Annotated in this window: 30 protein-coding genes; 8 read left to right on the forward strand and 22 right to left on the reverse strand. The window is 35.2% G+C overall.

Annotated features, from left to right (window positions below; genetic code table 11):
- The coding region (locus ACKI2W_RS01475; RefSeq protein WP_407378766.1) for a 4Fe-4S dicluster domain-containing protein at positions 1–899 on the reverse strand (899 nt) is incomplete at its 3' end.
- Between the two features lie 210 nt (positions 900–1,109).
- Between ACKI2W_RS01475 and ACKI2W_RS01480 the strand changes: the two genes are divergently transcribed.
- Positions 1,110–1,853 (forward strand): archaeosine tRNA-ribosyltransferase, encoded by a 744-nt coding sequence (locus ACKI2W_RS01480; RefSeq protein WP_407378767.1) that lies wholly within the window; start codon positions 1,110–1,112, stop codon positions 1,851–1,853.
- Here ACKI2W_RS01480 and ACKI2W_RS01485 read toward each other — a convergent pair.
- The 4 genes from ACKI2W_RS01485 to dph5 form a co-directional block, all read right to left on the reverse strand.
- Positions 1,845–2,270 (reverse strand): hypothetical protein, encoded by a 426-nt coding sequence (locus ACKI2W_RS01485; RefSeq protein ID WP_407378768.1) that lies wholly within the window; start codon positions 2,268–2,270, stop codon positions 1,845–1,847. The genes ACKI2W_RS01480 and ACKI2W_RS01485 overlap by 9 nt on opposite strands.
- Positions 2,270–3,175, reverse strand: a complete 906-nt coding sequence (locus tag ACKI2W_RS01490) for a hypothetical protein (protein ID WP_407378769.1) — start codon at positions 3,173–3,175, stop codon at positions 2,270–2,272. Before ACKI2W_RS01490 ends, ACKI2W_RS01485 begins: the two co-directional genes overlap by 1 nt.
- A gap of 154 nt (positions 3,176–3,329) precedes the next feature.
- Positions 3,330–3,485, reverse strand: coding sequence for a hypothetical protein (locus ACKI2W_RS01495; RefSeq protein ID WP_407378770.1), 156 nt, complete (start codon positions 3,483–3,485; stop codon positions 3,330–3,332).
- An 826-nt stretch (positions 3,486–4,311) separates the two neighbouring features.
- A complete protein-coding gene (gene dph5, locus ACKI2W_RS01500; protein WP_407378771.1) occupies positions 4,312–5,103 on the reverse strand; it encodes a diphthine synthase in 792 nt (263 codons plus the stop codon).
- A gap of 39 nt (positions 5,104–5,142) precedes the next feature.
- Between dph5 and ACKI2W_RS01505 the strand changes: the two genes are divergently transcribed.
- Positions 5,143–6,153, forward strand: coding sequence for a class I SAM-dependent methyltransferase (locus ACKI2W_RS01505; protein WP_407378772.1), 1,011 nt, complete (start codon positions 5,143–5,145; stop codon positions 6,151–6,153).
- Positions 6,154–6,164: 11 nt separating this feature from the next.
- On the opposite strand, the gene mtnA is transcribed toward ACKI2W_RS01505, so the two are convergent.
- The 4 genes from mtnA to ACKI2W_RS01525 are packed head-to-tail and all read right to left on the reverse strand — an operon-like array spanning position 6,165 to position 9,199.
- A complete protein-coding gene (mtnA, locus tag ACKI2W_RS01510) occupies positions 6,165–7,094 on the reverse strand; it encodes an S-methyl-5-thioribose-1-phosphate isomerase (protein ID WP_407378773.1) in 930 nt (309 codons plus the stop codon).
- Positions 7,095–7,133: 39 nt separating this feature from the next.
- Complete coding sequence (locus ACKI2W_RS01515; protein ID WP_407378774.1) at positions 7,134–7,955, reverse strand: Rossmann-like domain-containing protein; 822 nt, start codon at positions 7,953–7,955, stop codon at positions 7,134–7,136.
- A gap of 7 nt (positions 7,956–7,962) precedes the next feature.
- Positions 7,963–8,379, reverse strand: coding sequence for a hypothetical protein (locus ACKI2W_RS01520; protein WP_407378775.1), 417 nt, complete (start codon positions 8,377–8,379; stop codon positions 7,963–7,965).
- A gap of 40 nt (positions 8,380–8,419) precedes the next feature.
- The gene (locus ACKI2W_RS01525; RefSeq protein WP_407378776.1) at positions 8,420–9,199 is read right to left on the reverse strand and encodes a hypothetical protein; all 780 of its coding nucleotides are present in this window, start codon (positions 9,197–9,199) and stop codon (positions 8,420–8,422) included.
- 53 nt (positions 9,200–9,252) lie between these two features.
- On the opposite strand from ACKI2W_RS01525, the gene ACKI2W_RS01530 reads away from it, so the two are divergent.
- The gene (locus ACKI2W_RS01530) at positions 9,253–9,969 is read left to right on the forward strand and encodes a RecB family exonuclease (RefSeq protein WP_407378777.1); all 717 of its coding nucleotides are present in this window, start codon (positions 9,253–9,255) and stop codon (positions 9,967–9,969) included.
- Positions 9,970–9,992: 23 nt separating this feature from the next.
- On the opposite strand, the gene ACKI2W_RS01535 is transcribed toward ACKI2W_RS01530, so the two are convergent.
- The 4 genes from ACKI2W_RS01535 to xseA form a co-directional block, all read right to left on the reverse strand.
- Entirely contained in the window at positions 9,993–10,982 is a 990-nt protein-coding gene (locus ACKI2W_RS01535) for a beta-ribofuranosylaminobenzene 5'-phosphate synthase (protein WP_407378778.1), read from the reverse strand.
- A 63-nt stretch (positions 10,983–11,045) separates the two neighbouring features.
- Complete coding sequence (locus ACKI2W_RS01540; RefSeq protein WP_407378779.1) at positions 11,046–11,483, reverse strand: EamA family transporter; 438 nt, start codon at positions 11,481–11,483, stop codon at positions 11,046–11,048.
- Positions 11,484–11,487: 4 nt separating this feature from the next.
- Positions 11,488–11,709, reverse strand: coding sequence for an exodeoxyribonuclease VII small subunit (locus ACKI2W_RS01545; RefSeq protein WP_407378780.1), 222 nt, complete (start codon positions 11,707–11,709; stop codon positions 11,488–11,490).
- 1 nt (position 11,710) lies between these two features.
- Positions 11,711–13,366 (reverse strand): exodeoxyribonuclease VII large subunit, encoded by a 1,656-nt coding sequence (xseA, locus tag ACKI2W_RS01550; protein WP_407378781.1) that lies wholly within the window; start codon positions 13,364–13,366, stop codon positions 11,711–11,713.
- A 106-nt stretch (positions 13,367–13,472) separates the two neighbouring features.
- Between xseA and ACKI2W_RS01555 the strand changes: the two genes are divergently transcribed.
- The 5 genes from ACKI2W_RS01555 to ACKI2W_RS01575 all read left to right on the forward strand — a co-directional run bounded on the left by ACKI2W_RS01555 (position 13,473) and on the right by ACKI2W_RS01575 (position 17,595).
- On the forward strand, positions 13,473–14,123 hold the full coding sequence (locus ACKI2W_RS01555) for a hypothetical protein (protein ID WP_407378782.1): 651 nt from the start codon (positions 13,473–13,475) through the stop codon (positions 14,121–14,123).
- 9 nt (positions 14,124–14,132) lie between these two features.
- Positions 14,133–14,567, forward strand: a complete 435-nt coding sequence (locus ACKI2W_RS01560; RefSeq protein ID WP_407378783.1) for a hypothetical protein — start codon at positions 14,133–14,135, stop codon at positions 14,565–14,567.
- Between the two features lie 374 nt (positions 14,568–14,941).
- Positions 14,942–15,751, forward strand: coding sequence for a molybdate ABC transporter substrate-binding protein (modA, locus tag ACKI2W_RS01565; RefSeq protein WP_407378784.1), 810 nt, complete (start codon positions 14,942–14,944; stop codon positions 15,749–15,751).
- 61 nt (positions 15,752–15,812) lie between these two features.
- Complete coding sequence (gene modB / locus ACKI2W_RS01570) at positions 15,813–16,487, forward strand: molybdate ABC transporter permease subunit (RefSeq protein ID WP_407378785.1); 675 nt, start codon at positions 15,813–15,815, stop codon at positions 16,485–16,487.
- Positions 16,488–16,557: 70 nt separating this feature from the next.
- The gene (locus tag ACKI2W_RS01575) at positions 16,558–17,595 is read left to right on the forward strand and encodes a sulfate/molybdate ABC transporter ATP-binding protein (RefSeq protein ID WP_407378786.1); all 1,038 of its coding nucleotides are present in this window, start codon (positions 16,558–16,560) and stop codon (positions 17,593–17,595) included.
- A 153-nt stretch (positions 17,596–17,748) separates the two neighbouring features.
- Here ACKI2W_RS01575 and ACKI2W_RS01580 read toward each other — a convergent pair whose 3' ends face one another.
- From ACKI2W_RS01580 to ACKI2W_RS01620, 9 genes are all read right to left on the reverse strand, one after another.
- Positions 17,749–18,615: a radical SAM protein gene (locus ACKI2W_RS01580; protein ID WP_407378787.1), complete on the reverse strand. Its 867-nt coding sequence runs from the start codon at positions 18,613–18,615 to the stop codon at positions 17,749–17,751.
- Between the two features lie 61 nt (positions 18,616–18,676).
- Positions 18,677–19,237 carry a methanogenesis marker 17 protein gene (locus ACKI2W_RS01585; RefSeq protein WP_407378788.1) on the reverse strand — a complete coding sequence of 187 codons (561 nt, stop codon included), beginning with the start codon at positions 19,235–19,237 and terminating at the stop codon, positions 18,677–18,679.
- 14 nt (positions 19,238–19,251) lie between these two features.
- Positions 19,252–20,493 carry a methanogenesis marker 15 protein gene (locus tag ACKI2W_RS01590; RefSeq protein WP_407378789.1) on the reverse strand — a complete coding sequence of 414 codons (1,242 nt, stop codon included), beginning with the start codon at positions 20,491–20,493 and terminating at the stop codon, positions 19,252–19,254.
- A 2-nt stretch (positions 20,494–20,495) separates the two neighbouring features.
- Positions 20,496–20,951, reverse strand: coding sequence for a methanogenesis marker 5 protein (locus tag ACKI2W_RS01595; RefSeq protein ID WP_407378790.1), 456 nt, complete (start codon positions 20,949–20,951; stop codon positions 20,496–20,498).
- An 8-nt stretch (positions 20,952–20,959) separates the two neighbouring features.
- Positions 20,960–21,433, reverse strand: coding sequence for a methanogenesis marker 6 protein (locus tag ACKI2W_RS01600; RefSeq protein ID WP_407378791.1), 474 nt, complete (start codon positions 21,431–21,433; stop codon positions 20,960–20,962).
- Positions 21,411–22,952, reverse strand: coding sequence for a methanogenesis marker 3 protein (locus ACKI2W_RS01605; RefSeq protein WP_407378792.1), 1,542 nt, complete (start codon positions 22,950–22,952; stop codon positions 21,411–21,413). The genes ACKI2W_RS01600 and ACKI2W_RS01605 overlap by 23 nt, the downstream gene beginning before the upstream one ends.
- A gap of 247 nt (positions 22,953–23,199) precedes the next feature.
- Positions 23,200–24,183 (reverse strand): methanogenesis marker 2 protein, encoded by a 984-nt coding sequence (locus ACKI2W_RS01610; protein ID WP_407378793.1) that lies wholly within the window; start codon positions 24,181–24,183, stop codon positions 23,200–23,202.
- Positions 24,184–24,187: 4 nt separating this feature from the next.
- A complete protein-coding gene (locus ACKI2W_RS01615) occupies positions 24,188–25,300 on the reverse strand; it encodes a DUF2117 domain-containing protein (protein ID WP_407378794.1) in 1,113 nt (370 codons plus the stop codon).
- The gene (locus tag ACKI2W_RS01620) at positions 25,297–25,803 is read right to left on the reverse strand and encodes a ribonuclease VapC (RefSeq protein WP_407378795.1); all 507 of its coding nucleotides are present in this window, start codon (positions 25,801–25,803) and stop codon (positions 25,297–25,299) included. Before ACKI2W_RS01620 ends, ACKI2W_RS01615 begins: the two co-directional genes overlap by 4 nt.
- Positions 25,804–25,921 lie beyond the last annotated feature (118 nt).

Here is a 25,921-nt window from a genome sequence, read left to right on the forward strand (position 1 = left end):
AATACACCAGTCATTTTGTGTGGTTTTGCCATGTATCCAGCGTGAGCAGCAACGTTACGTGCTTTTTTAATAATTTCCACAATTTTTACGCTTCTAGGACATCTTTCTTGGCAAGTGTAACAGGTAGTACACATCCATAATGCGTCGTCAGTGATTACTTCTTCTTTTAATCCGAGTAAACATTTTCTGACAATTTGTCTTACTTTATAAGGAGTTCTTCTTCCTGAAGGACATCCTCCACCACAGGTACCACATTGGAAACAATGTTTAACAGTTTCAATTCCAGCATCAATAAACTCAGCAGTAAATTCTGGGTCACGATTTGCATCTGTTAATAATTCTTTATCAGTCAATAAAGTCATATTATCTCTCTTTTCATCTTTATTTTGATTTTTTTCTTCGTCATCAGCTTTCTCAGCTGATTCCTCTTCATCATCAGTGTTAACATCTTCCTCATCTGAAGAAGTATTTTCTTCAACATCTAAAGATTCTTCCACAGGAACTTCTTCTTCAATTTCTGAAGTTTCATCGCCATCTTCCTCAGCAGAGTCTTCTACTGATTCAACTTCTTGAACTTCTTCTACTTCAGATTCTTCTTCCTCTTCTTTAGGAATTTCTTCATCATTAGAAGGTTCATCTTCTTCTATTATAGGAAGATCTTCTTCAACACGTTGTTCTTCAATGGAGCTAACATCTTTTTTAAATGTTACTTCACTAGCATCATCATCTTTTTTAAGTACATCAGAAATAGGAACTGATGTTTTAGTTCCAGATACTATAGCATCATCCAAATTGGATAATTTAACTCCTGCATCATCAGATTTTTTATCTGTGATGTTTTTTTCTTCCATATCTTTATCCTCGGAAAACAAGGATTTAAGACGATTTATAATAGACATTGAAAACACACCTCGGATTTTCATTGGAATATCTATCCTCCAATCCTTAATTATAGTTTATCTGAAAATCATATATAAAGCTTACTAAATTTTTGAAAGGTGTAATCAAAAAGGTTACACTAAGTTATTTTTTTAGGGCAACCTAAAATTTTAAAGGTTAATAAATAATAATATACAAAACGAATAACAACAGAAAAAAGGAAGAATCAAATGATTAAAAAATTCGAAATTAAATCCCATGACGGACCCGGAAGAATTGGAAAATGCGATGGTGAAATGACTCCAAAATTATTTTACGAAGGCGATTTGAAAATATGCCCATCAGAAGGGTCTGCCTACAACATAGACAAGGAAATTGCACAGCTCAATGTAAGGGAAACATTAAAAATTGCCGGTGAAAATGTAGATAGCTATGATGCTGCAGTAATCCAGGGATCCAAATACATTGACTTGAGAATCGAATGCATGAAAGAACTTGAAAAAATCGGATACAATGTTTTCATCATAGCCAATGGAGATGAACTTTTAACAAATCCGAGAGAACTGGTGGATATTGTAATCAATCTAAGAAAAAATGCTCATCCATCAAGCATGTTAATCTTTACATTTGCAGAAAGCTCTTTTATGCCAATATTAACATATATGGGGATAGACGGATTTTTAGCTGATGCAAGCAACTACTACAGTCATTTGAATGTTCTGCAAACACCGACCAAAGCCTATGACCTGAATACATATAAAATTTATGAAGACATTACCCAAGAAGAGCTTGAAAAGAAAAATATCGAGTGTCTGGAGTTTGTCATAGCGGAAATACATGCACATATGAAAAACAGTTCATTGAGGAATTTGGTTGAAGAGCGTTCAGGAACCGCTCCCCAAAACATATCCACATTAAAAATATTGGATAAGACATATATGGACTTTATTTTAGAATACAGCCAATTATTTTAATATTAATGATGAAACCATCTCATCATATTCTTTTATGGTTTTTGAGGAATAATCTGCTGTTCTTAACTCAAAAATGTAAATATTGCCATCTTCTATGAATACATAGGTATGAATATCAAAGGTTATTTCAGGAGATTTGATATTGGCATGGAGCCTAATGGCATCCATCAAAGCTATTTGGACAAAATCCGATTCCAGAATCACCCCGCCATCATCACTTATGGTATTTTCCATGAATTCCTTATAACTGTCCAAAGTGGTCGGGGTGGGAAATGCAACAACATTCAAAAGATTATTCTCACCCTTGGATAATGTTGCAATACAGTCAGGATTGTTGAAAGTATCCGCATCCTCAACTGTCCATGTATCCAGATATTCAAAACTCACATTGCCTGATTGAAAAACATTTTTGCTCATTAGTCTTCCTCTTTACTGGATTTTATATCAATTGTTTCAGGAGTTTCCTCCAATGTATCAATATATTTGGAAAATGGTTCCGGAAGCTTAGGCATTACTTCTTTCAATATTTCAGAAGCGTCCAATTCCAGTGCCTGGCCTGAAAGAAGCTGTTCGACGTCAAAGTCAAACTCGAATGGTTTAAGCAGATCATCAGTAGGTACTCTTAAATTGATTTTCTTTTTGTTAAGTATCATTTTAAGAGTGCTTGTGTTTCTGATTTGCTCATTCATGTCAGCAATTGTACTGTTTATCTCATATGCTATAGCCTTGTTCTTCTCATTTACTTCATGTTTTGATTTGGAGATGGATTTTTCCAATCCTTCAATCAAATCGGCATTTCTTTTGTTGATATTTTCACGGGCTTCATCAATGACAACATTGATGGCATTTAAAATAGATTTGTTCAGCTCAACGTTATAAGCAAGAATCATCTTATTTTTATAATCCAATTCCTTGAAAATGGCAACTCTTTCCTCATCAACGCTGACAAGTTTTTTATTCAGTTCATAAATCTCATCTTTTGCTTTAATCAGTTCTTCCTTATCGGACAATTGGTCTTTAAGTGATCCGACATCATCGAAAAATGAACCTTTCAAAGTATCGAGTTGTTCCTGCAATTCCTTAATCTGAGCATCTTTTTGAGCTAAAATATCATCATCATTTTCAGATGAATTATTTTCGATTAATTTTTCATACTCATCTTTTGGAATGACCTTAACCAGGTCATTGTCTTCAAAAGGATCTTCTTTTTTAAGGCTTACCTGTTTCTGTTTGGATTCCTTCTCTACAGAATTACCGTCCTTATCTTTGCTGGTATATTTTTTGGTATATACCCGCACAGTTCTAAATTCCTCATTTTCCATCACTAATCACCTACTTAATTATATCTACATTATTTATAACTTAAATAGTTTATCTAAAATGATTAAAAAAAAGAGCGCACCCGTTGAACTGATAATTTAATTGCTTATGAAATAGCTAAAAAATTAAATATTGAGGAGAATAAATTAATAGCCATTACTTCTCCTCATTTTCAATCCACAATTTCATAGCTTCTTCAATAGCTTTTGAATACCAACCGCTAGTGAACATTAACTTAGAAGAGGCTAATTTACGAAAATATATGTCCAGATCATTATTGACCTTAATTGTTATTCTTCTATTTTTAGTCATGAATAATTATTAGTATACTTCTAGTAAATAAACTATACAGTATTCTATAGGCTTATTTTTACACATTAATTATAATAATTACCTCAAAGAGTAAAATCAGGTAAAATAAAATAGTTAAATATAAGCTTTCTATCCGTTGAAAATTGAAAATAAACAACATACAATTACAAAATTATTTTCTTAAAATCATGTTGTGTTCATAAACACCTACCAAAAATCAATGAGTTAAATAAGCTAACATCAACAGATTTGCAAAAATTTTTCTAAGACAAACATTGAAATTTTAAAATTTTTCCATTTTCCATTCGGCACCGGAATTTACCTCATGAACACAATATGTTAAAATCCCTGCAAAATATCATGAAAATTCTACTGCGACATCCAAAAAAAGAAAAAAGTTTATATATAATAAAAACTAATGTATTAAACGATGTGAAAAAAAATTCATGTATTTCAATGAACATCAGTCAACCATTTTATAATCTCCAAAGTTAGTTCATTGCACTTAAACACGAAGTAGAGATTAAAAATCTACTTCCCCCTCCCCTATTTATTAAATACCACAATTTTCTGATTATTATCTGATTTTAAACGCAATATGAAAAAAAATAATGGAAATATATAAAAAACACCATGAATAAAAATATTTTAAAAAAAAAATTAAAAAAATATATATACTAGGAAAACATATGTATTAAACGATGTGAAGAAAAATTCATATCTACAATGAACATACCTCAATCAGTTATAATCTCCAAAGTTTGTTCATTTCACACAAAACACGAAGTAGATACTAATTCATCTACTTCATCCCCTTGTATTCCAATTAAACATCATCCAAGATACTTGAATCAGCCCCAGCGATTTCTACAAGATATTCTGCTTCTACGATATGTAAATCGGCCGGTATAACGATACAGTGAAGAGGTCCGCCAAAGTCAAAACCGATTAAATCCTCTATTTTTCCTGCTTTAACGATTACATCACTAGATCCGACTCTTGCAATACCCATTGCCAAAGTATCCTCATTAATCAATCCATCATAGTCAATTGAATCCTTAATGTTCATTAAATACTCCAAACCCTGATTTACAGTCATGTACCTGTCATTATGTGCCTGAATGTCAAGTAATACGAGAGTATGCAAGTTTGATTTTAAATTTTCTTCAATGGCTTCATAAGGAGACTTAGGATAAAAATTATAATCCGGAAACGGGATAGTTGTTACCTTACCGAACTTATATCCCTGAAGGCCTGAAATGGCAGGTGCTGAAGACAATATTGATGATCCGTGAATGACTTCATAATCAATGCCTTTTTTAGCGCACTGAACCAGAAAGTCGCTGTGAGTGGTTGCAATCAGAGGATCGCCTCCAGTAATCAATGCAACATCAGAATCCTTGGCCTCATCAATGAACCTGTGCTCCTCTTCAACTTCACCCCTGACCAGAACTTCAATCTCCTTACCTATCAACTCTTCAATCTTTTCAAAGCTTGAACCAAACAATCGTGAAGTGAAAAATTCCGCATAAATCTTATCAACATTCTTTAAACATTCCAAACCTTTTAAGGAAATATCTTTCTCATCAAATAAACCTAATCCTACTAAATAAAACATGTTAATACTATATATTGAATAAAACATAAAAAAGTTATTATGAAATGTGTTAAGGTTCCATTAAAAAAGCTCAATGATGTCAGAAAAGAACTGATGGAAAAGGAATTAATGAGAATGGATTACAGAATCAAAGCCGAAAGTGATTACGGCTACATTCCAATAAAAGAGGATATTGAAGAATATGAAATCGTTGATATTGAATTAGAGCCACTGAATACCCGCCCACATAATTTTGCAGAATTGCTTGAAGGAGAGCTTGACAGTGGAGAAATTGAAGATTTAAGAACATCATTCGATACGATTGGAGATGTAGTCATTTTGGAAATTCCTGACAACCTGGAACCTAAAAAGAATATTATTGGAAAAGCGACCCTTGATTTTACCAAAAGAAAAGCCATTTACATGAAAAAAAGCGCCGTTCACGGAACAACCAGAATCCGTGATCTTGAGCTTATTGCAGGCGAAGACAAACCTGTGACTATCCATAAAGAACATGGCGCCAGACTGAAGCTGAATGTCAAGGAAGTTTACTTTTCACCAAGACTTGCAACCGAAAGAAAACGCGTGAGCGATAGCGTTAATGATGGAGAAAACATTTTGGATATGTTCTGTGGAATCGGACCATTTCCAATAGTCATAGCTAAAAATAATGACGTTAATATCACTGGAGTGGACATTAACGATAATGCCATAAAATATTTCAGGGAAAACATCCGATTGAATAAGGTAAAAAATGTCGAGGCAATTTGCACTGATGCAAGGGAAATATCCAAATCATTTAAAAGTAAATTTGATAGAATAATCATGAACCTTCCAGGTCTTGCCTATGATTTCCTTGATGTTGCAATGCAGTTAATTGAAGATGGTGGTATAATCAATTATTATGAGTTCTCAGATGGGTATGAACATGGGACAAAAAGGTTAATTGATGCAGCTTTGAAAGAGAATAAAAATGTGGAAATTATAAACACGAGAAAAGTCAAGTCCACATCCCCAGGAGAATGGCATGTTGCAATAGATGCGAAAATTACCACCAAATATCAACACTGACAAAAATCCATTTAAATCGGATCAATAATTCCATTTTCAGTTATGATACCCGTAATGAACTCTTTTGGAGTTATATCAAAAGCAGGATTTATCACTTCTGTGCCTTCAGGACATATTCTGGCACCACCATAATATCTGACTTCATCGCCATCCCTTTCCTCAATAACAGTATCGAAAATGGATGCTTCAAAATCAAAAGTGGATAATGGAGCTGCCACATAGAATGGAACATCATGCTGTTTTGCGGCCATTGCAACCATGAATGAACCGATTTTGTTAACTACGCCGCCTTTTGCTATCCTGTCCGCACCGATGACGACCTTATCGATTTTGCCCTGTGACATCAGAAATCCTGAAGCTACATCGGGAATCAGTTTTACAGGAATGTTTTCCTGCTGCATTTCCCAAACGCTCAGGCTGGCTCCCTGACCACGTGGTCTGGTTTCATCACAAATCACATTAATATTTTTACCTGAATCACGAGCCGCTCTAAAAACACCTAGTGCAGTACCATAATCAACACATGCCAGCGCTCCAGCATTACAGTGGGTTAAAACGGTATCTCCATCATCAATGACCTCTGAACCGTACTTTCCAATAGCCATGTTGGTGTCGATATCTTCCTGATACATTATTAAGGCTTCTTGTAAAGGATCATCGCTATTCAATACTCTGTCAACTGCCCAGAAGAGGTTAATGGCTGTTGGTCTTGCGGCCTTGATTTCATCAGCAGCTTTTTCCAAATCATCACCATTCAGATAGGCGAGAGCCATACCAAAGCCTGCGGCTACGCCAATAGCCGGTGCCCCGCGCACAATCATGTCCTTGATTGCTACAATGACTTCTTGGTAATTTTCACAGTAAACGTAAGTTAATTCATCCGGAAGCTTAGTCTGGTCTATTAATTTTAATTTGTTGTCTTCCCATTCAATAGTTCTCATAATTATTAATATTATCCTGAAATGATATAAAAATTTTCATCAGTCCCTTCGAATGACAGCACGTTCTGCTGATTGGCCGAAGAAATGATATCCGGAACCTGCTTCGGAGATTATATCCAGCAGTTCATCTACTTTTGTTACAACTATGCCTCCAGTCATGGTAACGCCATTTTCAAAGAATGCATCCGGAATCATGCTTGCAGTCGGTCCTGTAACAAGTATTTCGGCATCAGGTTTTGCAAGTTCAAGCAAATGGGATAAAGTGCCGTTCAATACAGTAACTCCTGTAATCACAAGCAAATCCGCATCAGGAACATATTTGTGAGCATCTTCGGCAGGTGCGTAGAATGGCATTTCACGTTCCTTTAAAGTTCTTGGATCCTGCTCCAATATTTTAAAATCGCTTCCTGCGGCAATAAGCTTTTTAAGCATTGGAATCAGTGCACCTACGACAACAGTCTTTTCGTATTTTGTCACGTCAATTTCATCAAAGGCATCACGTGGCATTACAGGTTTGTATTCGCAGTCCCCTTTTTCCCAGATAAGATTGCTTAATGCGTTTAAGGCGGCAATTCCCAGCGTTCTTCTAAGTACATTGTCACAGAATATGTCATCAAGATACTGTTTTACCGGAACTCCTGAAAGCTTTCCGGAAAGTGGCATTATGGCCGCTGAGCTTGGACAGCATACCGCTTCAGGCATTTCCTTGACAGGCGTAAAGCATAATCCCCCATGGCCTGTTGAGAGCTTTACACCGGAGAAGAATAATCCAAATACTGCTCGCTCTACTGTAATATCATCAATTTCATCATCCAGTTTTTCCAATACAATTTCTACTGTTTTTTTAAGCAATTCATCCATGTTATCACTATTTAATTGAATCCAATATTGTTGTTACAGGATTGTCTGTGCCTTCAAGGGCAGGTTCGCTTTTAGGTGCGGTCAGAGTAATTATCAAATCAATCTCATCTGACATGCAAACATAGGCATATATCACGATATCATCATATTCATAATTCTGCTGGACCACATCAAAATCCCCATATTTATAGGAATTTGAGCCGGAATAATCATATCCCATATTTGCCAGATTATCCTTTGCATTATCGAGATTTTCAGCATCCCCTAAAATTATGGTTATTGCATGATAATCATCCTTTTCAAGACTGACTGTATCGTCTGAAGAATTATATAGGGAATATCCGTCAGGAATAGTGAATTTATGACCGTCAATTGTTGCATCGCCTGCTGCAACAGCAGAAACAGCACATATTAAAATTATCATGAAAGCTAAAACCACTGATTTACTTTTTCATCCAAACCCCTCATTTATTGTTTTCCTTAATTAATTTTTCCAGTTCATCGAATTTCCTATTGAAATGCCTCATTAAAATAGCAGATGTTAATGTGGCGACACTTACGCCAGATATAACATAGCCTCCCCATACCAGGACAAGGGAATCCAGTTTGCCCAGAATGGAATTTCCTAAAATAGCATATCCGTTACTTGTAAAAGCGTTTGAACTCATAATCAATGCGTCAAAAAGGTCCACATTTTCTGCAAAAGCCGTTATATACATGCTGAAAAATATTATTGCAAACAAAAGTATTACTGCAATTCCCAATCCGTGATATTTAGTGTATTCATTGAATTTAGTGTAATACACCTTAATCATATATAACATCACAATAAGATGAGCAAATTCAAAAAACAGTAAAATAGTGGAGTCAACAAGTAAAAAAGAAACCGTAGCAAATGGTATTAATAGAAATGCCAAAATTTTATTTTTAATTGTGCTTTTATCCAGGTCTATAAAACAGATTAAAGATAAAACAAAATCAAATGTTGCAAGATACCATATATCCACATTAGCAAAAACCAAATCCAGGACAACGTATGTAAAGCACCCTGCCATCATAAATAAGAACACAACTTGTCTAAGAGAATGTATTTCGTCTTCAGGAAAGTATTGCCTTATATCAAAAATTGTTTTATCCCTGATTCTTAAATAGAGCCTATTAATCAGCAGATAAATTAATAAAAAGGCAATCAATATAACAAAAAATCCGACAACTGAGTCGAATAAGAAAGTATTCAAATCCATGGTATTAAGTTTGGTCAAAGAACTATAAATAATTAAAAATATAATTATTATTTATGAGATTATCCAAATCAAAAATCAACACATATCTCAAATGTCCCCGTGAATTCAAATACAGATACATTGATGAGATTGAAATGCCCCCTAATGAGTATATGGCTCTTGGAACTGACGTTCACAAAGTTGCTGAGGACTATGTTGTAAGATATGGCGATAATCCTCAGATGGATATCAGATATTCTCTTGATTTAATAGCTGAAAGCTTAAATCTGGATACTGAAGAGATGGATGTTCACTTGGATAGTCTGGCTTCTTTTTTTAGAAGAGCATTCATTGAAAACGACTATAAGCTTTTCAGCCAGGAAGAGTATCTGACCGATGATACCCACAACATTACAGGAATTACTGATATCGTTTTGGAAAACCCTGAAGGAGATTTGGTAGTAATCGACTATAAGACAGGATCCTCATCCTCATTCAGCAAATGCAGACGCGAGCTTGGATATTACAAGATGCTTGTTGAAAACAATTATGAGGACAGAAATGTGGTGGCTGCAGGAATATTTTTCACCAAAAACAATAAGTTAAGACTGCTTCATTTTGAGGAAAATCCAAATAAACGAAAGTACATGATGCAGGAGGAGCTTGAAGAAGGCCTTGATACATTATATGACGTCAGACAAAAAGTCAATCAGGAAAAATTTCCAAAAAACGAGCAGTACGTATGTAGATTCTGCACTTATGCAGACATCTGCTTTAAAGATTCAGATTAAAACAAAAGAAATGAAAAAAGTGATTATTTTTCAAGAACATAACCACTGTTTTGACCTTTAGTTATAAATATAGGAGCATCTTCTCCTAAAAATTCTCTAGTTGCTTTGAGAACAGATTCCTTATTCCTCTCATCGACAACTGAATATATTGTTGGTCCAAAAGAACTCATTCCAACACCATATGCACCATTATCACGCAAATGCTGCATCAGATTATGCATTCTTTCATCATAAAGTGTCAATTCGGCTTTCTGGAATCCTCTTTTGTGTATCTCATCGATACATTTTCCAAATTCTTCAATATCCTTTTCAAGCATTGCCGGAATCATGTTCATGAATACAATGTGTGAAAGCTGTTCAACTTCTCTTTGCGGGAGCGGACAGAATCTTTGGAACAGATTAACTTCCTCACCATCGTGAATTGAAAGTCCGTATGGCGGAACGGCAACAAGTACATCCCATTCCTGAGGAAACTCATATCTTCCAATGAGCGGTGGCGGACATGCGCTTGATGCTGAGGAAGGTAGAAATGTGGCCTTTTCCTTTAAGCTGTGTCCTCCATCAGCAATGAATCCTCCATCTTCAAAACCATAGGTTCCTATTCCTGAAGTTCCACCTCTTCCGACGATTGATGACAATTCAACAGATGACTTGTCAATGCCCACTGTTTCACAGATTAACTTTGCAGCAGCAAGAGCAATCTGGGTACCTGATCCAAATCCTGAATGTGCTGAAAATGCATTGTGGACCTTAAAATCAAATCCTGAATCTATATCAAAATGATTGCAAATATCTTCATATGCCTGTCTTATTTTTAAATTACATTCTTCAATAGCTTCTTCATCAGTAATACTTTCATCGAATTCCACATTAACTCCGCTTTCAGTCTGAGTACTCTCTAAAATAAACTGAGGGTTTTGTATTGAAAATCCGATTCCTCCATCAATCCTGCCGTATGAACCATTCAAATCCAATAATGTAATATGAATTCTGGCAGGAGTTCTAATTTTCATGTCTAATACACCTTTATTTAATTAATACATTATATGTTATTTAATTTATTATATATAAAGAGTTCATTTTGTGACTAAAATTAATCCAATTATGCAAATGATTATGCCCAAAATTTGCGTTAAGGAGATATTTTCCTTATAGACAACATAACCTACAACAAGCAGTGTGCAGGCAAGACAGATATTAGCCACAACAGAAGCGTTGCTGACATTCCATCCTGCGCGATAAATCAGAATATAACCAGTTTCCAGGCCCACAATAGCTACTCCCAAAACTATTGATGTCCAATTGATTTTTGATAATTCAAACAATGCATTTTCCGGTCTTGCAATTGCAAAAAACAGTATGACTGTAATTATCATTGCAATGAAATAGGTAACAATCAGTGTTGCAAAAGGGTCGACATCACCTGGTGTTGACTTTGCACAGATATTATACATCGTATTGGCCAGAATGACCAATAGCATAGGAAATATTAAAGCTAAAGTACCTGAATCCATTTTGTTATTCCACATCGAAATCAGTAATTTCTCCATTATCCTTGACTATTTTGGCAATTGTATCCTGTGCATCCTTAAGTTTATCGTCACAGGCCTTAACCAAATCCATAGCCTTTTTAAATTCTTCAATTGCATTATCCAACGGAACATCTCCCTTTTCAAGATTTGCAACAATTTCTTCCAATTCCTTCAAGTTATCTTCAAAACTCATATTTTCATCTACCATATTAAATCACCTTTGTATTAACATTACCATCATTAAATTCAATTTCCAGCTCATCACCAGATTTCACATCCTTGGATGATGAAACAACTTTTCCCTCACTTTTTGCTAAAGTATAACCTCTTTTCAATGTATTTAGAGGATTCAAGATTTCCAGTTTTGAAAACTGCAATAAATATTCCTCTTTTTTCTTATTAACAATATTATCAGGATTTCTAAATATTGAAGAATTTTTTACCATATCCAATCTATTCTTATTGGCAGATATTAATCTGTTGGAAGAATAATCCAAACGACCAACAAGACTATCAAAAGTAAGTTTTTGAGAATCAAAAAGTCCTTCAGGATTTCTGAAAATGCTGGAACTCTTAATTAACTCCAATTTATTCCTACTGTCTTTAATCAAAGAATTAGACGAATAATCCAAACGGTTGACAAGACCATCCAAAACAGTATTTTGTGAATCAAACAGTTTTTCAGGGTTTTTAAAAACACTAGAACTCTTAATTAACTCCAATCTATTCCGACTGTCCTTAATCAAAGAATTAGACGAATAATCCAAACGACCAATAAGACCATCCAAAACAACCCTTTGAGAACTAAAAAGCTCATCAGGCTTTTTAAAAACACTAGAACTTTTAACTAAATCCAATCGGGATTTATTTGTCATGATTAATGACTTTGCAGTGAAATCCAAACGGCCGACAAGATTGTCCAACATCATTTCCTTAGGAGCATAAATTTCATAAGGATGGGTAAAGAGTTTCTTGGAAGTAATGTTATTTAATCTAGCCTTGTTTTCATCTAATTTTTTATTTATTGCCAAATTTGCTCGTTTATTGAGTTGAGCCAGACCATTTTTAATTTCTTCATAAGGAGGAACTGCAATCTCAGCAGCCGCAGTTGGTGTGTCAGCTCTTAAATCTGCCACCAAATCAGAAATTGTGTAATCTATTTTATGACCCACTGCACTGATAACAGGAGTTTGACAGTCATAGATAGCTCTTGCAACAATCTCTTCATTGAAAGGCCACAAATCTTCAATGCTACCCCCACCCCTACCTACAATCAAAGTATCTAAATTAAATGAATCTGTTCTTTTAATCTGATAAACAATATTTTCAGCAGCATTTTCACCCTGAACTAAAGAGGGGAATAAAATGACTTCACACAAAGGCCATCTTCTTTTAATCGTTGAAATAATATCTCGAATAGCCGCACCCGTAGGAGCTGTTACAACCCCAATTCTTTTAGGAAAATTAGGGATTTTCTTTTTATGATTATCATCAAACAATCCCTCTTTGTTGAGTTTCTTTTTCAGCTCTTCAAAACGCCTATGCAAAACACCAATTCCGTCCTGAGATATTTTTTCAGCATAAAACTTGTATGTACCATGAGGTTTGTAAACTTCAATTTTGCCCACCATAAGTACTTTCATACCATTTTTAGGACGGAATCTGACTTTATAACGAGCCCCGAACATTATGCATTCAATTTTACTTTCCTCATCCTTTAAAGTAAAATACAAATGTCCTCTCGAACTTATTGTAACATTAGACAGTTCGCCCTTGATACATACATGCCTTAAATTCAAATCACTGCGAAGAAGTTCACCAATATAGTCTGTGACCTTGGAAACAGTAATATATTCCTCATCCATAAAATATCTCCTTATTATTATATTGATAACATGAAGTAAATAACCTTTCGATGAAAATATTTAAATTAGACAAAAATAATCTAATATACAATGGGAAGTAATTAATATGGCAGACAAAGATTTAAAACTTGAAACAAAATGCTATGACGCTAATGAATACGGCTACTTATACGGATTGAACAAGAGAATTCCTGATGAGGAATTTGAAAAAGTAAAGCCATATATGAGAAACTTCAGAAGAAAAGACTTCATGGACGGAATTATCAAGGTTACCGGAAGACCTGAAGGTTACAGATGCCTTGAAAAGGATGTGCCTAAAGTAGAGGAAATCCTGGGCATTGAAAATACTCTTGAAAAAAGGCAGAACAAAATCAGAAAGGCATTTGAAGATCCAATCCAAAAGGTTAACCTTAAGGACAAGGCCTACAACTGGCTGAATACCCTTTTCAGAAAAGGAGGAACATCACCGAAACAGGACTTGAGCCGTTTGGCAATACACTCAACAAAAATCTATGATCCGGATGACAGCTTCAAAAACGGGAATGAACTGGGTGAGGGAACACTGTTCATTTATACTCCTCACGGAATGTGGTACATCATCAATAACTGCGGTGAGTTCAGTGACCGCCGATTAAATAATGTGGAAACAGATAACGGCGGTGCAATAGGCTACAGGTTAATGTATGACGATACTGTCGACACCCTAATAAGAATTTACACTGAGGAAAACGAATACACAGGCGAAAAACTTTACTGAAGGGATTTTATGAAAAAAATAATTATCACCATCATAATTATTCTTATTGCCATTTTCGGAATATATCTGGCATACTTAGGAGATTCATCCGATGATGCTGACAGAGTTACATTAACCGTTTCAGGAAGTCCTCTTGAGCTTTCAAAAGTGATTGAAGAGATAGAAAGCGACCCATATTTTGAAGGATATAACAATGAAACAGTGACATGTATGAAGTCATTGGGTTCTAAATACGTTTTCATGTCCCATAATGAAATCATAATAATGGATTATTCTGATGCTAGCAAATTACGCCTAGAAGATGCTACTGATGTATATATTGAAGACATTTTTTCATGCAGAATTGTTGAAAACCACACATTAGGAACGGACACATATAAAGACGTTTTATATGTCAAAGATGTGGAATTCATAAAAGAAAACATAACCTATTATGAAGTGTAACGATTTGCAGAAATACACAAAAAATTACATTTTTGTATATATTTTATTCAATCCCAGAGCAAAAGTAACATAAATTTTGTAGTTTTTAAAGCCGTTAAGAAAATATTTATATATCCATAGTATCAAAATTATAATTACTAATCAGGAAAATAAAATTATAGTCTAATTAGGAATAAATATTAAAAATAATGTGGAATTGAAAAAAAATTTTGATTGTTATATTATTATTCATCGAAGATTATAAAGTACGATAAAATAATAATAAGACACCATATTCATTCAATATGAATAGAAAATTTATTCGCAAGAATTATTCCTAATGGATTATTGTTTTGATATCTGATAGTGATATTTTCTATAAAGAGGAGGATACTATGAATAAAAAGATATTTGCAGTTGCAATCGTAGCATTAGTTGTGCTCGTTGGTGCAAGTTCCGTAGTTAGTGCTGGTTTATTCGACTTTTTAGGCGGACAGGACTTAAACGGACAAGAAGTAAACTTAGCTGCTGCAGCTAGTTTAAAAAACGTTTATGATGAAAAATTAATTCCAATGTTTGAAGAAAAATACCCTGGTGTAACCGTTACACCTACCTACGCTTCAAGTGGTGACTTACAAACCCAAATTGAAGGGGGATTAGGAGCAGATGTATTCATGTCTGCAGCTAACAAACAAATGAACAAATTAGCAGAAGAAGGTTTAGTCGACAATGATACTAACGTACAATTCTTAGAAAACAAAGTTGTTTTAATCGTACCTGCTGACTCCAATTCCAGCATCTCTTCATTCGAAGACTTAAAAGATGTTAACGGTACTATCGCTATCGGTGATCCGGAATCCGTACCTGCAGGACAATACGCTAAAGAAGCATTGACCAACCTCAATATTTGGGATGCTGTTGAATCCAAATTATCTTTAGGTACTGACGTAACTGCAGTATTAAACCAAGTAGCTCAAGGATCAGCAGATTGCGGTATTGTATACTCAACTGATGCCAAATCCACTGATGACGTAAAAATCGTCTGTGAAGCTCCAGAAGGATCTTTAAACACTTCTGTTATTTACCCAGTAGCAATGCTCAAAGATTCCAAAAACCCTGAAGCTGCACAAGCATTCCTTGACTTCTTACAAACCCAAGAAGCTAAAGATGTATTTGTAGAATACGGATTCAGTATTCATGAATAAGTTTATATTCTATTATTCATGAAAATAATTAATATAATTTAATTTAAGGAGAAAAAAAGACATGATGGATTGGTCCCCTATTTTCATATCAATGAAAACAGCAAGTTTATCAATATTTATAACATTCTTTTTAGGATTGATAGTTGCTTGGGGACTTATCAAACTTAAAAATGATACAATTAAAATAGTGCTTGACGGAATTTTTACACTCCCTCTAGTATTGCCCCCTACTGTTGTGGGGTTCTTTTTATTGTACACTTTTGGTGTTAGAGGGCCAATTGGTCACTTTTTCTTAGAATTTTTTGCAGTAAAAATTGCTTTTTCATGGCCCGCAACTGTTATTGCTGCAGTTGTCATGTCTTTTCCCTTAATGTATCGTTCCGCAAGGGGCGCATACGAACAAGTTGATTCTAACTTATTAGATGCAGGACGTACATTAGGTATGTCCGAATGGAACATTTTTTGGAAAATATTATTTGCAAATGCATTGCCAGGAATTATCAGTGGAGGAATTCTTGCTTTTGCTAGAGGACTAGGTGAATTCGGTGCTACAGCCATGCTTGCAGGTAATATCGCCGGACAGACAAGAACTCTCCCAATGGCAGTTTATTCTGAAGTAGCTGCTGGAAATATGGGAGAAGCTTTTAATTATGTGATAGTAATTGTTATCATATCATTTATAGTTATTTTTATTATGGATTTTGTTTCTATACGTAAGGAAAAACAGTGGAAATAATTTAGTATTTATGATAATAGAAACATAATACTTATTGATTAACTTATTTTTAGGTCACGAGGAAGGAATTATGAGCAATAAATTGTTAAAAGTAAAAATCCAAAAGAAACTTAAGGAATTTGATTTAGATGTTAATTTTGAATTGAAAAAACCGTGCTTAGGTATTCTCGGCCCTTCTGGTTGCGGTAAAAGTATGACCCTCAAATCTATTGCGGGAATTGTAGACCCTGATGAAGGTATTGTGAGCTTAACAACAGATAAAGAAAATACTTATTTCGATTCAGACAATAAAATAAATTTAAAACCTCAAAAAAGAAATGTTGGTTATTTATTTCAGAATTATGCTTTATTCCCCAATATGACAGTTGAAGAAAATGTTGCTATTGGATTGCCTAAAAATCATGACCCCAAAATAGTGAACGATTTGATTAAACGTTTCCATTTGAATGGACTAGAAAAAAGGTACCCCCGACAATTATCCGGTGGACAGCAGCAAAGAGTAGCTTTAGCACGTATATTAGCATACAGTCCTGATGTCATATTGCTGGATGAACCGTTCAGTGCAATGGATACCTATTTGAAAGAGCAGTTACGTATAGAACTTGTTAATATGCTAAAAGATTTTGAAGGATTTTCCATTTTGGTTACTCATGACCGTGATGAAGCATTCCAGTTCTGTGATGAAATCATTATTTTGGATGAAGGAAAAATCATAGCAAAAGGGGATACATATGAAATATTTGAAAATCCTCAAAAAGTTCAGGTTGCCAGACTTACAGGATGTAAAAATATTTCCAAAATAGAAATTGTTGATGATTATCATGTCAAATCATTGGATTGGGGAGTGACATTTGAAGTATCTAAAAAAATCACACCAAATATTACCCATATTGGAATAAGAGCACATGATTTTTCTCCCGCTGAAAAAGATGATGTTAATGTTATGGATACTAATAATGCAACAAAACTGGAAATGCCATTTGAATGGGAAATCACATTAGAAAACGGATTATGGTGGAAACGTGAAAAGCTCATATATGAACACAAATTCGTTATTCCACAATATTTAAAAATAAATCCGGAAAATATAATTTTATTGGAAGAGTAATCTATGTAATTTAACCTTTTTCTTGTAGAATTACAGAAAACAAAAATTATTAAAGAATGACTTAATTAAAAAAATAGTTTTATGATAAAGATGTTAAATCCTTTATGGAAAAATCATTTTAAATAATGAAAAATTAAAAATAAAAAAATGGATTTAGTAATGACTTTGAGGAGTCATTCCTAAATGATGATCTTCGCTTTTCTTACCAGGAATTCCATAAGCATCTGCCCTGCATTGGGTACATGCACGAAATACCGGAATAATCTCTTCTACCTGCTCACGAACACTTTCCATCATTGAACAGTCAGGACGTGAATAATGTTTCATCTTACCTAATGGAATTAACGGCAAAATGTTCATTAATGAAGCTCCACGTTTTTTAACTTCCTTTGCAATTTCAACAATGTGCTCATCATTCAATCCAGGAATCAGTACTGAGTTTACCTTTACAACCATGCCGTTTGCAGCTGCCTTTTCAACACCGTCCAGCTGATTTTTGATGAGTATTTTTACAGCATCATAATCCTTGTAGATTTTTCCTTCATATTTAATGAATGAATAGATATCAACTGCAATATCCGGATCTATTGCATTGATTGTAACTGTAACGGAATTTACTCCAAGCTCTGCAAGCCTGTCAGCATATTTTGGAAGTAAAAGCCCATTAGTACTCATACATTTGATTAAATCAGGATGTTTTTCAGCCATTTTTTCAAAGAACTCAAATGTCTCTTCATTTGCAAGTGAATCACCAGGACCTGCAACTCCGACAACGGAGATTGGACCATCTGCAGTCACTTCATCAATATGAGCAATTGCATCGTCAGGTTTCATTATACAACTAGTTACACCAGGCCTGTCTTCTTCATTATTAATGTCCCTAGTACAGAAATTACAGAATATATTACACTTTGGTGCAACCGGCACATGAGCTCTACCAACTTTATCATGCATTTTTTCATTAAAGCAAGGTTGCGCATCAGTTATATGTGCAAATCTTGAACCTTTATGTTCATTCATAAAAACCACTTCTCTCCAATTTATTTATAGTAATTATATAACAAGGGTTATATATACTTTTCTACATGCCCTTGTTCAATTCGGCTATATATTCATTTGCTTTTTCAATCCAAGCATCCATGATTAGCTCATCAGTAGCTACAACAGCAACAATGTCTTTTGTGGATATATCCTTGATAATTTTAAATCCTTCAGGCAAAATCCTGAAAATTGCATCATAAATTCTTCTTTGAAGATTGGAATGAGGGTCATCAATAACCAAAGTTTCCAGATCCATCTGGTTGCCGTTTAAATCAATATTGTATCTGGTCGGCTGATAGATTTCCTCTCTTGAAAATCTCATCCATAATCTTTTCAAAATATTTGGAAGGTAATTCTCATCTTCAATGAATATATGAGTCACATCATCAGTCTTATCATAAGTGAACTGAGCGATATCCTTGAATTCAATAACTGTAGAAGTCTTTTTCATTTTAATAGCTAATATAAATACAGGATCATCAGGATTGACATAAGCTTTCAAATCATCGACGGCAGCGCCTAAAACCAAATCCTGAAAGATTTGCTTTATGATGATTTCATAAACTTCTGCACCTTTCTCATCATAGCATTCAACTAACATCAAATCAACTCTTCTTATTTATCATCTTGTCTGTGTCCCATTCCGGATACGAGAAGAGCTGCGCCTACAGCACCAATATGTTGGGAATATTCAGGGACAATAACATCAATTCCGCCTAAAGTTTCACTTACAGCCTCAACAAGACCTGAAATCAAACTTGTTCCACCTACCTGAATTAACGGTTCACGAATGTCAATTTCCTGAAGCTGCTGTTCATAAACCTGTTCTGATACAGAGTGACATGCGGCTGCTGCAACATCCGCTTTGGATCCTCCTGCCGCAAGAGTGGTAACAAGGTCCTGAATACCGAATACGATACAGTATGAGTTAAGCATTGCTTTTCTCCAGTCACCCTGAACTGCCAAAGGACCGAGTTCAGTAATGTCAACATCCAATCTGCGTGAAGTCATATCTAAAAATCTTCCGGAAGCACCTGCACAGATACCACCCATGGTGAAGTTGTCAGGAATACCATTATTAACTGTAATAACCTTGTTGTCCATACCACCAATATCCAATACAGTAGCTTCTCCTTTCTGACAATCTGCGAGATATACTGCACCTTTTGCGTTAACTGACAATTCTTCCTGAATGAGTTCAGCACCAAATTCCTGACCCATTGTGAACCTACCATATCCTGTGGTTCCTATTCCGTCCAAATCATCCCAGTCATAATCAGTCTGGCCGAATGCTTCTGCCGCTGCGGTTTTTGCAGATTCAATGATATCTTTGGTTGAAGTCCAACCTGTTCCGATAACCTTATTGTTTTCCATAAGAACAGCTTTTGTAGTGGTTGAACCTGAATCCAAACCGAGGGTGAGGCCTTCCTGTTTTTCACGGGCAAGAATGCTTCTACGGGTTACAGTAGTTGCCAATGCTTCCATACGGATGAACAGTTCATCAGCTTTTGTCCTTTCAGTAAATGAATAGGTAACTACTGGTATACGAGTATTGTTTTGAATGAAACGCCTTACTTCATTTCTAACGAGTGCGGCTTCAGCACATCTGAAACAAGTAGCGATAAATACTGCATCAGGTTTTGATTTGCCTTCAACAATAGCCATGGCTCTTGCAATCATTAATTTTAAACTTGAACTTTGAGCAGAAAAACCAAATTTCTCATAAGCTTCATCAATATAATCCAAATCGATTTCCGGAAGAATAATTTCTGCACCAAATTTATTAGCTGCTTTTTCAATTTCCTTTTGAATTCCACTATATTCAGTTCCGCATGAAACTAAAGCAATTTTTACCATACTTATTCCTCCTGTGATTTTTCTTCAAGTGAATCGATGAAATCATTGATTTCATTTACCATAAGGTAAGTTTCATCCTGATTTGTCGGATAAGTTACTTCCAATACAGGAATATCACGATTTCTAAGTAAGAATATTGATAATTCATTTGTCCTTGCACAGCCTATACAACCGAAACCGAATGGCGCTCCATCAACAATAATGGCCGCTTCAGCATCATCAATTAACGGACCAATGATGGACATTCTACCGCGAACACCGGACGGAACCTCGATAGCTGCATACTTGAGACCTTTGATTGGGTCTTCTTCTGTTATATTCATCGGCGGAGAATCAATCTCCGGATCTTTAATTTTTTGTCTAATTTGTTTTTGAAGAACTAAAGGAGTGTGACCTTTCCTTTCAATTAAATCTGCTAAGATTAATGAATTTGGAGGATAAATAGCTACTTTCACCATATTTTCACCTATTTTTTACTGTTTTCTAAACATTCATTCATAATTTCTTTAAAATCATCAACTTTAACCGGCTTTTTCTCTTCGACAGTTACCTCTTTAGGATTTTCTAAAGCTTCGGCAACATAACCGAGTATTGTATATTCCTTTTCCATTTGATGGAATCCTTCTCTAGGCCCGAATCTATGACCCCTGCATCTTCTAGGGTCACCCGGAGCAAAACCTCTTTCTTTAGTGAATATATGTGCAGGATCAAGTTTTCTGATTTCTTCAATGGCTTTCATGACATCATCCTTTTTACCACTGATCATAGATCCGTAACAAGTATTCTTAATTGTTAAAGGAAGACCTAACATGTGGAATTCTCCCACAATCTGACTTTCACTTACACGAGCTCCCGGTCCGAGAATAATCATACGAGTAATTACTTCTGGATCCCAATCTTCACTACTCATCGTAACTTTAGGACATAGATTCTCTGACATATACTACAACTCCTTCTTTTAAATCTTCTAAACCATCGGTATTTTTAACCATCTTACCAATAATATTTGTTGCATTAAATGATTCCGCAGTTGGACCAAATTCACTGTTAGGCTCAAATCTAACACCAATCAGACCGGCAGTCTTTGCAGCCATATTGGTGATACCTATTTCACATTCGTTTACAATGTCGACAGGGTTATTTTCCGGAACAAGCCCCTTGGCCAATTTCCTATCACCCTCAAAAATAGTGATGTGCATTCCAGGCACCGCAAAGTGAATCTTGATTTTACCAACAGGATTTTCTAAAAGACCAGAAATCAATTTAAAGTATTTTACTGATCTTGGAGCATTATCAACAAATTCAATTTCACACAATTCTTCAGGATTGATTGCTTTTGTTACAACTTTTCCCTCATTGAGTATATCTATTGTATATCTAGGAGATTGCTCAACAATAACTCCCTCATCACCGGTTACGCCTTCACGGATATGCTCAACACCTGCTTCGGCCAGTATTTTAGCGGCATCTCCCTGTGATTTGCCGAGTAAAAGCAGTCTTTGCTGGTCTGATTTGACCGTGATGAAATCATCTTTTTTAGCAATGTCTATGATTTCCATTCCTGCAGTGATTTTACCGACAGTAGTGTGATTTGGTGTTAAAACTCTGTTTTCACGATAAACGTACATTCTACCGACACCATTACCCTCATTTCTAATGGTAATAGTACCTCTAACTCTCTGAGTAGTATTTTCTTTAGGCTTATCGATTCCTTCCAATTCATAAATTCCCACAAAGGAATTTGAGTCGAAATTAACCTTAACTCTATTATCCTTGATTATTGAAAAGAGGTGCTCTACACAGATTGGTGAGCCTTCATCAATTTCAAAATCGATGTAAGTGAATATCTCGTTTCCTTGCTCTAAAACTGTGCTTAAATCGGAAACGGATGCACTGTCTGTAGTCGTGCTTCTTTCAATAATAGGTTCAATGGAAGTTACCACATCATCGTCAGTCAATTCATTTAAAGTCTTTTTACCACCAATGATATGTGCAAAAATACCTTTGTTAAATGGAGGTACGCTGTATACATTAGTAGTGTTCTCTTTAAGAAGAATCAGGTGAGTGGACTCATTACTGAAACTAGACAGGCTTAAAACAACATCCCCATCATAATACTTAAACTCATCATGAGTAGGTTCCAAATCAGTGACGACAGGCCCGATAGCGACTTCAGTTGAAGTGGACCAGCGGATAGACAAATCGGCAAATTCCCCATACTGATTTTTCCACACATCAATGATAGGCTTTGCCTCTTCATCTTCGACTAATTCAATAATAATAGAACCTTTGGTTGTTTTAATCTTATACTTAGTAATATTCTTTTCCAGTTCTTTTTTACCTTTAATTAGACAAATAATACTACCAGGAGTATATGGAGCATTGGTTTCATCAATTACATCCTGAATTGTAGAACCCTCAGCTACATCAATCTCTTTGCCATTAACTTTAATTAACATACAATCTCCCAATAATTGTTTAATATGTTAACTTTATTTTTTAATATTAAAATAGTTACTTATTTGATTTTAAAATTTGTAAAAAATAAGAAAGATTTGCTTTTAAATTTAATAATATATAGATAATTGAAAGATTATTTTAATAATATTCTAAAGAATAAAACATTAATGTCTTGGAGTTATTGCAGTTTTTACTGCAATAAGACATTAATTATACTATTTTTTAAAAATAGAATTAAAAATCCAGTTATAATTTAAAAACAGGATTCTTATTCTGATTGAACACTTCAATTGTCTGGTCTTTATATGTAACATTCAATACTTTTTCAGAAGTTACTTCACCGACAACTTCAGCCTCAATGGAATACTTTGCCAAATATTCCTTGATATATCCACATTTATCCTCAGATGCTGTGAATACAAAGCCTGAACCAGGATATGATTTAAGCCAGTCATTCCAAGGCATCTTCTCATTTTTAGGAATGTCTTCAAGATTGACATCGGCACCTTTTCCAGACGTTTCAAGAAGCATTTCAAGAGTTCCAAGAATTCCAGGATTTGAAATGTCCTTTCCGGATTTTATATAGTCATGCTCTGCAAGGTACTGGACTGCAGTAATCTGATCCTGAACCAGCTTGGCATCCTTGTCATATGTGGTATCCCAGTTAAGGGCAAACATTTCATGTGGCTTGCCGTCCAAATCAATAGCTACGATAACCTTATCGCCCACTTCAGCACCGAAACTTGTGATTATCTTATCCTTCTGTGCAATACCGACGATTGCAACTCCCAATGAGTCGCATTCGGCATCGGGATGCAGGTGTCCTCCAACCATCGGAACACCGAACTTCATACATCCGTCCCTGATTCCACCCAAGAGGTCTTCATAAATCTCATCATTGTTAATGGACATTATGTTGACCATTGCCAAAGGCTTTCCGCCCATAGCGGCAATGTCATTGACATTAACAAGAACTGAACAGTATCCTGCCCAATAGGGGTTGACATTCATAATCTGGCCCCATATTCCGTCAGCGGCTACCAATATCACCTGATTGTTTCCGATATCAATGGCTGATGCGTCATCACCAATGTCAATGATTACATCTCCTGAAACGTTATAAGCATCACTTAAAAGATTGACAACATTATCGATGGAGCTTTTACGTGAAACCCCTTCAAATTCCTGCACTTCCTTTATTAGTTTTTCAAAGTCTAAAATAAACCCCACATCCTTAAATCTTATTAATTGTATATTTAATATTCCTATTATTTATGATTTCGATTATTTTTTCTTCAATCTCATCGATTGAAGTGAAACTCTCAGACATCTTTTCACCATTGAACAATTCCTTTTGAATAACATTTCCTATAATATCATCGTTTCCGCTTTCAACTTCAAAAATGACCGAATTTTTTGATTTAAAACCGTCTTCAACAACCTTATCCAAATCCCCATCAGTAATTCCTATGATTGGAATGTTGAATCTGTATAAAATATCTGATGATATTAATGTCGTGTCGTCCCCTATTGTTATGACCAGTGAAGAATCCCTGAACTGATAGACATCCTCCCCAGCATGGTCAAGAAAAGCGACCCTGAAGTTTTCTGATTTTTTCTTTTCAAGCACTCTTGGAGTTACCTTGGCCTTTCTTAAAAGGCCTGTCTTTACAATGGCCTCATTTAAATTGATTTTTCCCAGTTTTTCAACACCATGAGGCTTTATCTCACCGCCGATGATTTCTGTGATATGATTGTCTTTAGAGACTAATGTTAACTTATCTGATGTGGCCTTGCCGATAACGACACTGTTGACCATTATGTTTTCGCCGGGACTCACTCCATGTATGGTGCGTCTGGTCCGGCTTTTTTCATCATCCTTAATGTGATTTTCATATATTTCCTCAGGTGTTACCAGATTCAAGTTCAGATTGTCTGCAAACTCTTTAGCCAGACTGCTTTTGGCTGACCAGTTGATGACGCTTCCGTCAGCCTCACCGGGACGTTCAATCTGAATTATCGGAATATTATTTTGAGAAATCTTATTTTTATAGTGGCTGTAAACCTTATATCCGAAAACCTGACCTGTAGTGGATGATTTTCCATAATTTAGAAGAAAGATGACATCAACGTTATCATCATGGAATATCTTAAGCGAATCGCTTGGAACCAACTTTTTTGAGATGTCAATGATATTCTCCAGGGATTTGTCGATAACGGCAGTTCTTCCCATTGTTCCGCCAAGCCTTACGGAAACTTCTCCGTATTCCCTGATTAGGTCAATAAGCTTCAGTGCATAGCCTGAATCTATAATGTTCGGGCCGTGAACCACAATTCCAATGTTCATTTCCTCACCCTGATTCTTTTTTTAAATATTTGAGACCCACACACGTCACAGTCATCAAAAGGGTAGGCCTCATCAAATTCCTTTTTGCATCCCTGACAAACTTTTTTCCAGTTGTAGATTTCCTTAATTCCTTCCGTTATGATGCCTGAATATGGAATATCCATTATTTTTAAAGTGTTTTGAATAGTGTAATCATCACTGATGACCTTGACTGATTTTCCTTCATCACTAAGCATTAATGCAAGAGCTATTATCTTTTTATCCGGAAGCGATAGTCTTAGGATATCTCCTGATTTTGAGATGGATTCATCTGTTTTATCCAAATATTCTTTCTCTACATCCTGAACGATTAGAATTCCATCATCCACTGCACTGTCATAGGCAAGGCGTGATTCAAAATCCTTGATTTCAGCAGTGATTTCAGGAACTGTATAATTATTTTTAGATGTCGGTTTAAAGCCGTTAATGAATGCCGATGCATCTAAAATATAGTAAATTTCCATGAGTATAGATATGATTTAGAAATTTATAAACATTTATGCTGACATTAATTATTTTCTAACAATCACAAATACTAAAAATTAACAATTTTTCATTAAAAATAGGCACAAAATTATCACA

The organism is Methanobrevibacter sp., assembly GCF_045603845.1.
GTDB lineage: Archaea > Methanobacteriota > Methanobacteria > Methanobacteriales > Methanobacteriaceae > Methanocatella.

Coding starts and splice junctions, on each gene's coding strand:
- ACKI2W_RS01580 (WP_407378787.1), bottom strand. CDS start 18,615: ATGAATGAACATAAAGGTTCAAGATTTGCACATATAACTGATGCGCAA.
- ACKI2W_RS01560 (WP_407378783.1), top strand. CDS start 14,133: ATGAAAAAAATAATTATCACCATCATAATTATTCTTATTGCCATTTTC.
- ACKI2W_RS01530 (WP_407378777.1), top strand. CDS start 9,253: ATGAGATTATCCAAATCAAAAATCAACACATATCTCAAATGTCCCCGT.
- ACKI2W_RS01515 (WP_407378774.1), bottom strand. CDS start 7,955: ATGGATGAATTGCTTAAAAAAACAGTAGAAATTGTATTGGAAAAACTG.
- ACKI2W_RS01535 (WP_407378778.1), bottom strand. CDS start 10,982: ATGAAAATTAGAACTCCTGCCAGAATTCATATTACATTATTGGATTTG.
- ACKI2W_RS01545 (WP_407378780.1), bottom strand. CDS start 11,709: ATGGTAGATGAAAATATGAGTTTTGAAGATAACTTGAAGGAATTGGAA.
- modB (WP_407378785.1), top strand. CDS start 15,813: ATGATGGATTGGTCCCCTATTTTCATATCAATGAAAACAGCAAGTTTA.
- modA (WP_407378784.1), top strand. CDS start 14,942: ATGAATAAAAAGATATTTGCAGTTGCAATCGTAGCATTAGTTGTGCTC.
- ACKI2W_RS01590 (WP_407378789.1), bottom strand. CDS start 20,493: ATGGTAAAAATTGCTTTAGTTTCATGCGGAACTGAATATAGTGGAATT.
- ACKI2W_RS01540 (WP_407378779.1), bottom strand. CDS start 11,483: ATGGATTCAGGTACTTTAGCTTTAATATTTCCTATGCTATTGGTCATT.
- ACKI2W_RS01585 (WP_407378788.1), bottom strand. CDS start 19,237: ATGTTAGTTGAATGCTATGATGAGAAAGGTGCAGAAGTTTATGAAATC.
- ACKI2W_RS01480 (WP_407378767.1), top strand. CDS start 1,110: ATGATTAAAAAATTCGAAATTAAATCCCATGACGGACCCGGAAGAATT.
- ACKI2W_RS01600 (WP_407378791.1), bottom strand. CDS start 21,433: ATGTCAGAGAATCTATGTCCTAAAGTTACGATGAGTAGTGAAGATTGG.
- ACKI2W_RS01520 (WP_407378775.1), bottom strand. CDS start 8,379: ATGATAATTTTAATATGTGCTGTTTCTGCTGTTGCAGCAGGCGATGCA.
- ACKI2W_RS01605 (WP_407378792.1), bottom strand. CDS start 22,952: ATGTTAATTAAAGTTAATGGCAAAGAGATTGATGTAGCTGAGGGTTCT.
- xseA (WP_407378781.1), bottom strand. CDS start 13,366: ATGGATGAGGAATATATTACTGTTTCCAAGGTCACAGACTATATTGGT.
- ACKI2W_RS01505 (WP_407378772.1), top strand. CDS start 5,143: ATGAAATGTGTTAAGGTTCCATTAAAAAAGCTCAATGATGTCAGAAAA.
- ACKI2W_RS01525 (WP_407378776.1), bottom strand. CDS start 9,199: ATGGATTTGAATACTTTCTTATTCGACTCAGTTGTCGGATTTTTTGTT.
- dph5 (WP_407378771.1), bottom strand. CDS start 5,103: ATGTTTTATTTAGTAGGATTAGGTTTATTTGATGAGAAAGATATTTCC.
- ACKI2W_RS01595 (WP_407378790.1), bottom strand. CDS start 20,951: ATGGTGAAAGTAGCTATTTATCCTCCAAATTCATTAATCTTAGCAGAT.
- ACKI2W_RS01615 (WP_407378794.1), bottom strand. CDS start 25,300: ATGAACATTGGAATTGTGGTTCACGGCCCGAACATTATAGATTCAGGC.
- ACKI2W_RS01620 (WP_407378795.1), bottom strand. CDS start 25,803: ATGGAAATTTACTATATTTTAGATGCATCGGCATTCATTAACGGCTTT.
- ACKI2W_RS01495 (WP_407378770.1), bottom strand. CDS start 3,485: ATGACTAAAAATAGAAGAATAACAATTAAGGTCAATAATGATCTGGAC.
- mtnA (WP_407378773.1), bottom strand. CDS start 7,094: ATGAGAACTATTGAATGGGAAGACAACAAATTAAAATTAATAGACCAG.
- ACKI2W_RS01555 (WP_407378782.1), top strand. CDS start 13,473: ATGGCAGACAAAGATTTAAAACTTGAAACAAAATGCTATGACGCTAAT.
- ACKI2W_RS01575 (WP_407378786.1), top strand. CDS start 16,558: ATGAGCAATAAATTGTTAAAAGTAAAAATCCAAAAGAAACTTAAGGAA.
- ACKI2W_RS01485 (WP_407378768.1), bottom strand. CDS start 2,270: ATGAGCAAAAATGTTTTTCAATCAGGCAATGTGAGTTTTGAATATCTG.
- ACKI2W_RS01490 (WP_407378769.1), bottom strand. CDS start 3,175: ATGGAAAATGAGGAATTTAGAACTGTGCGGGTATATACCAAAAAATAT.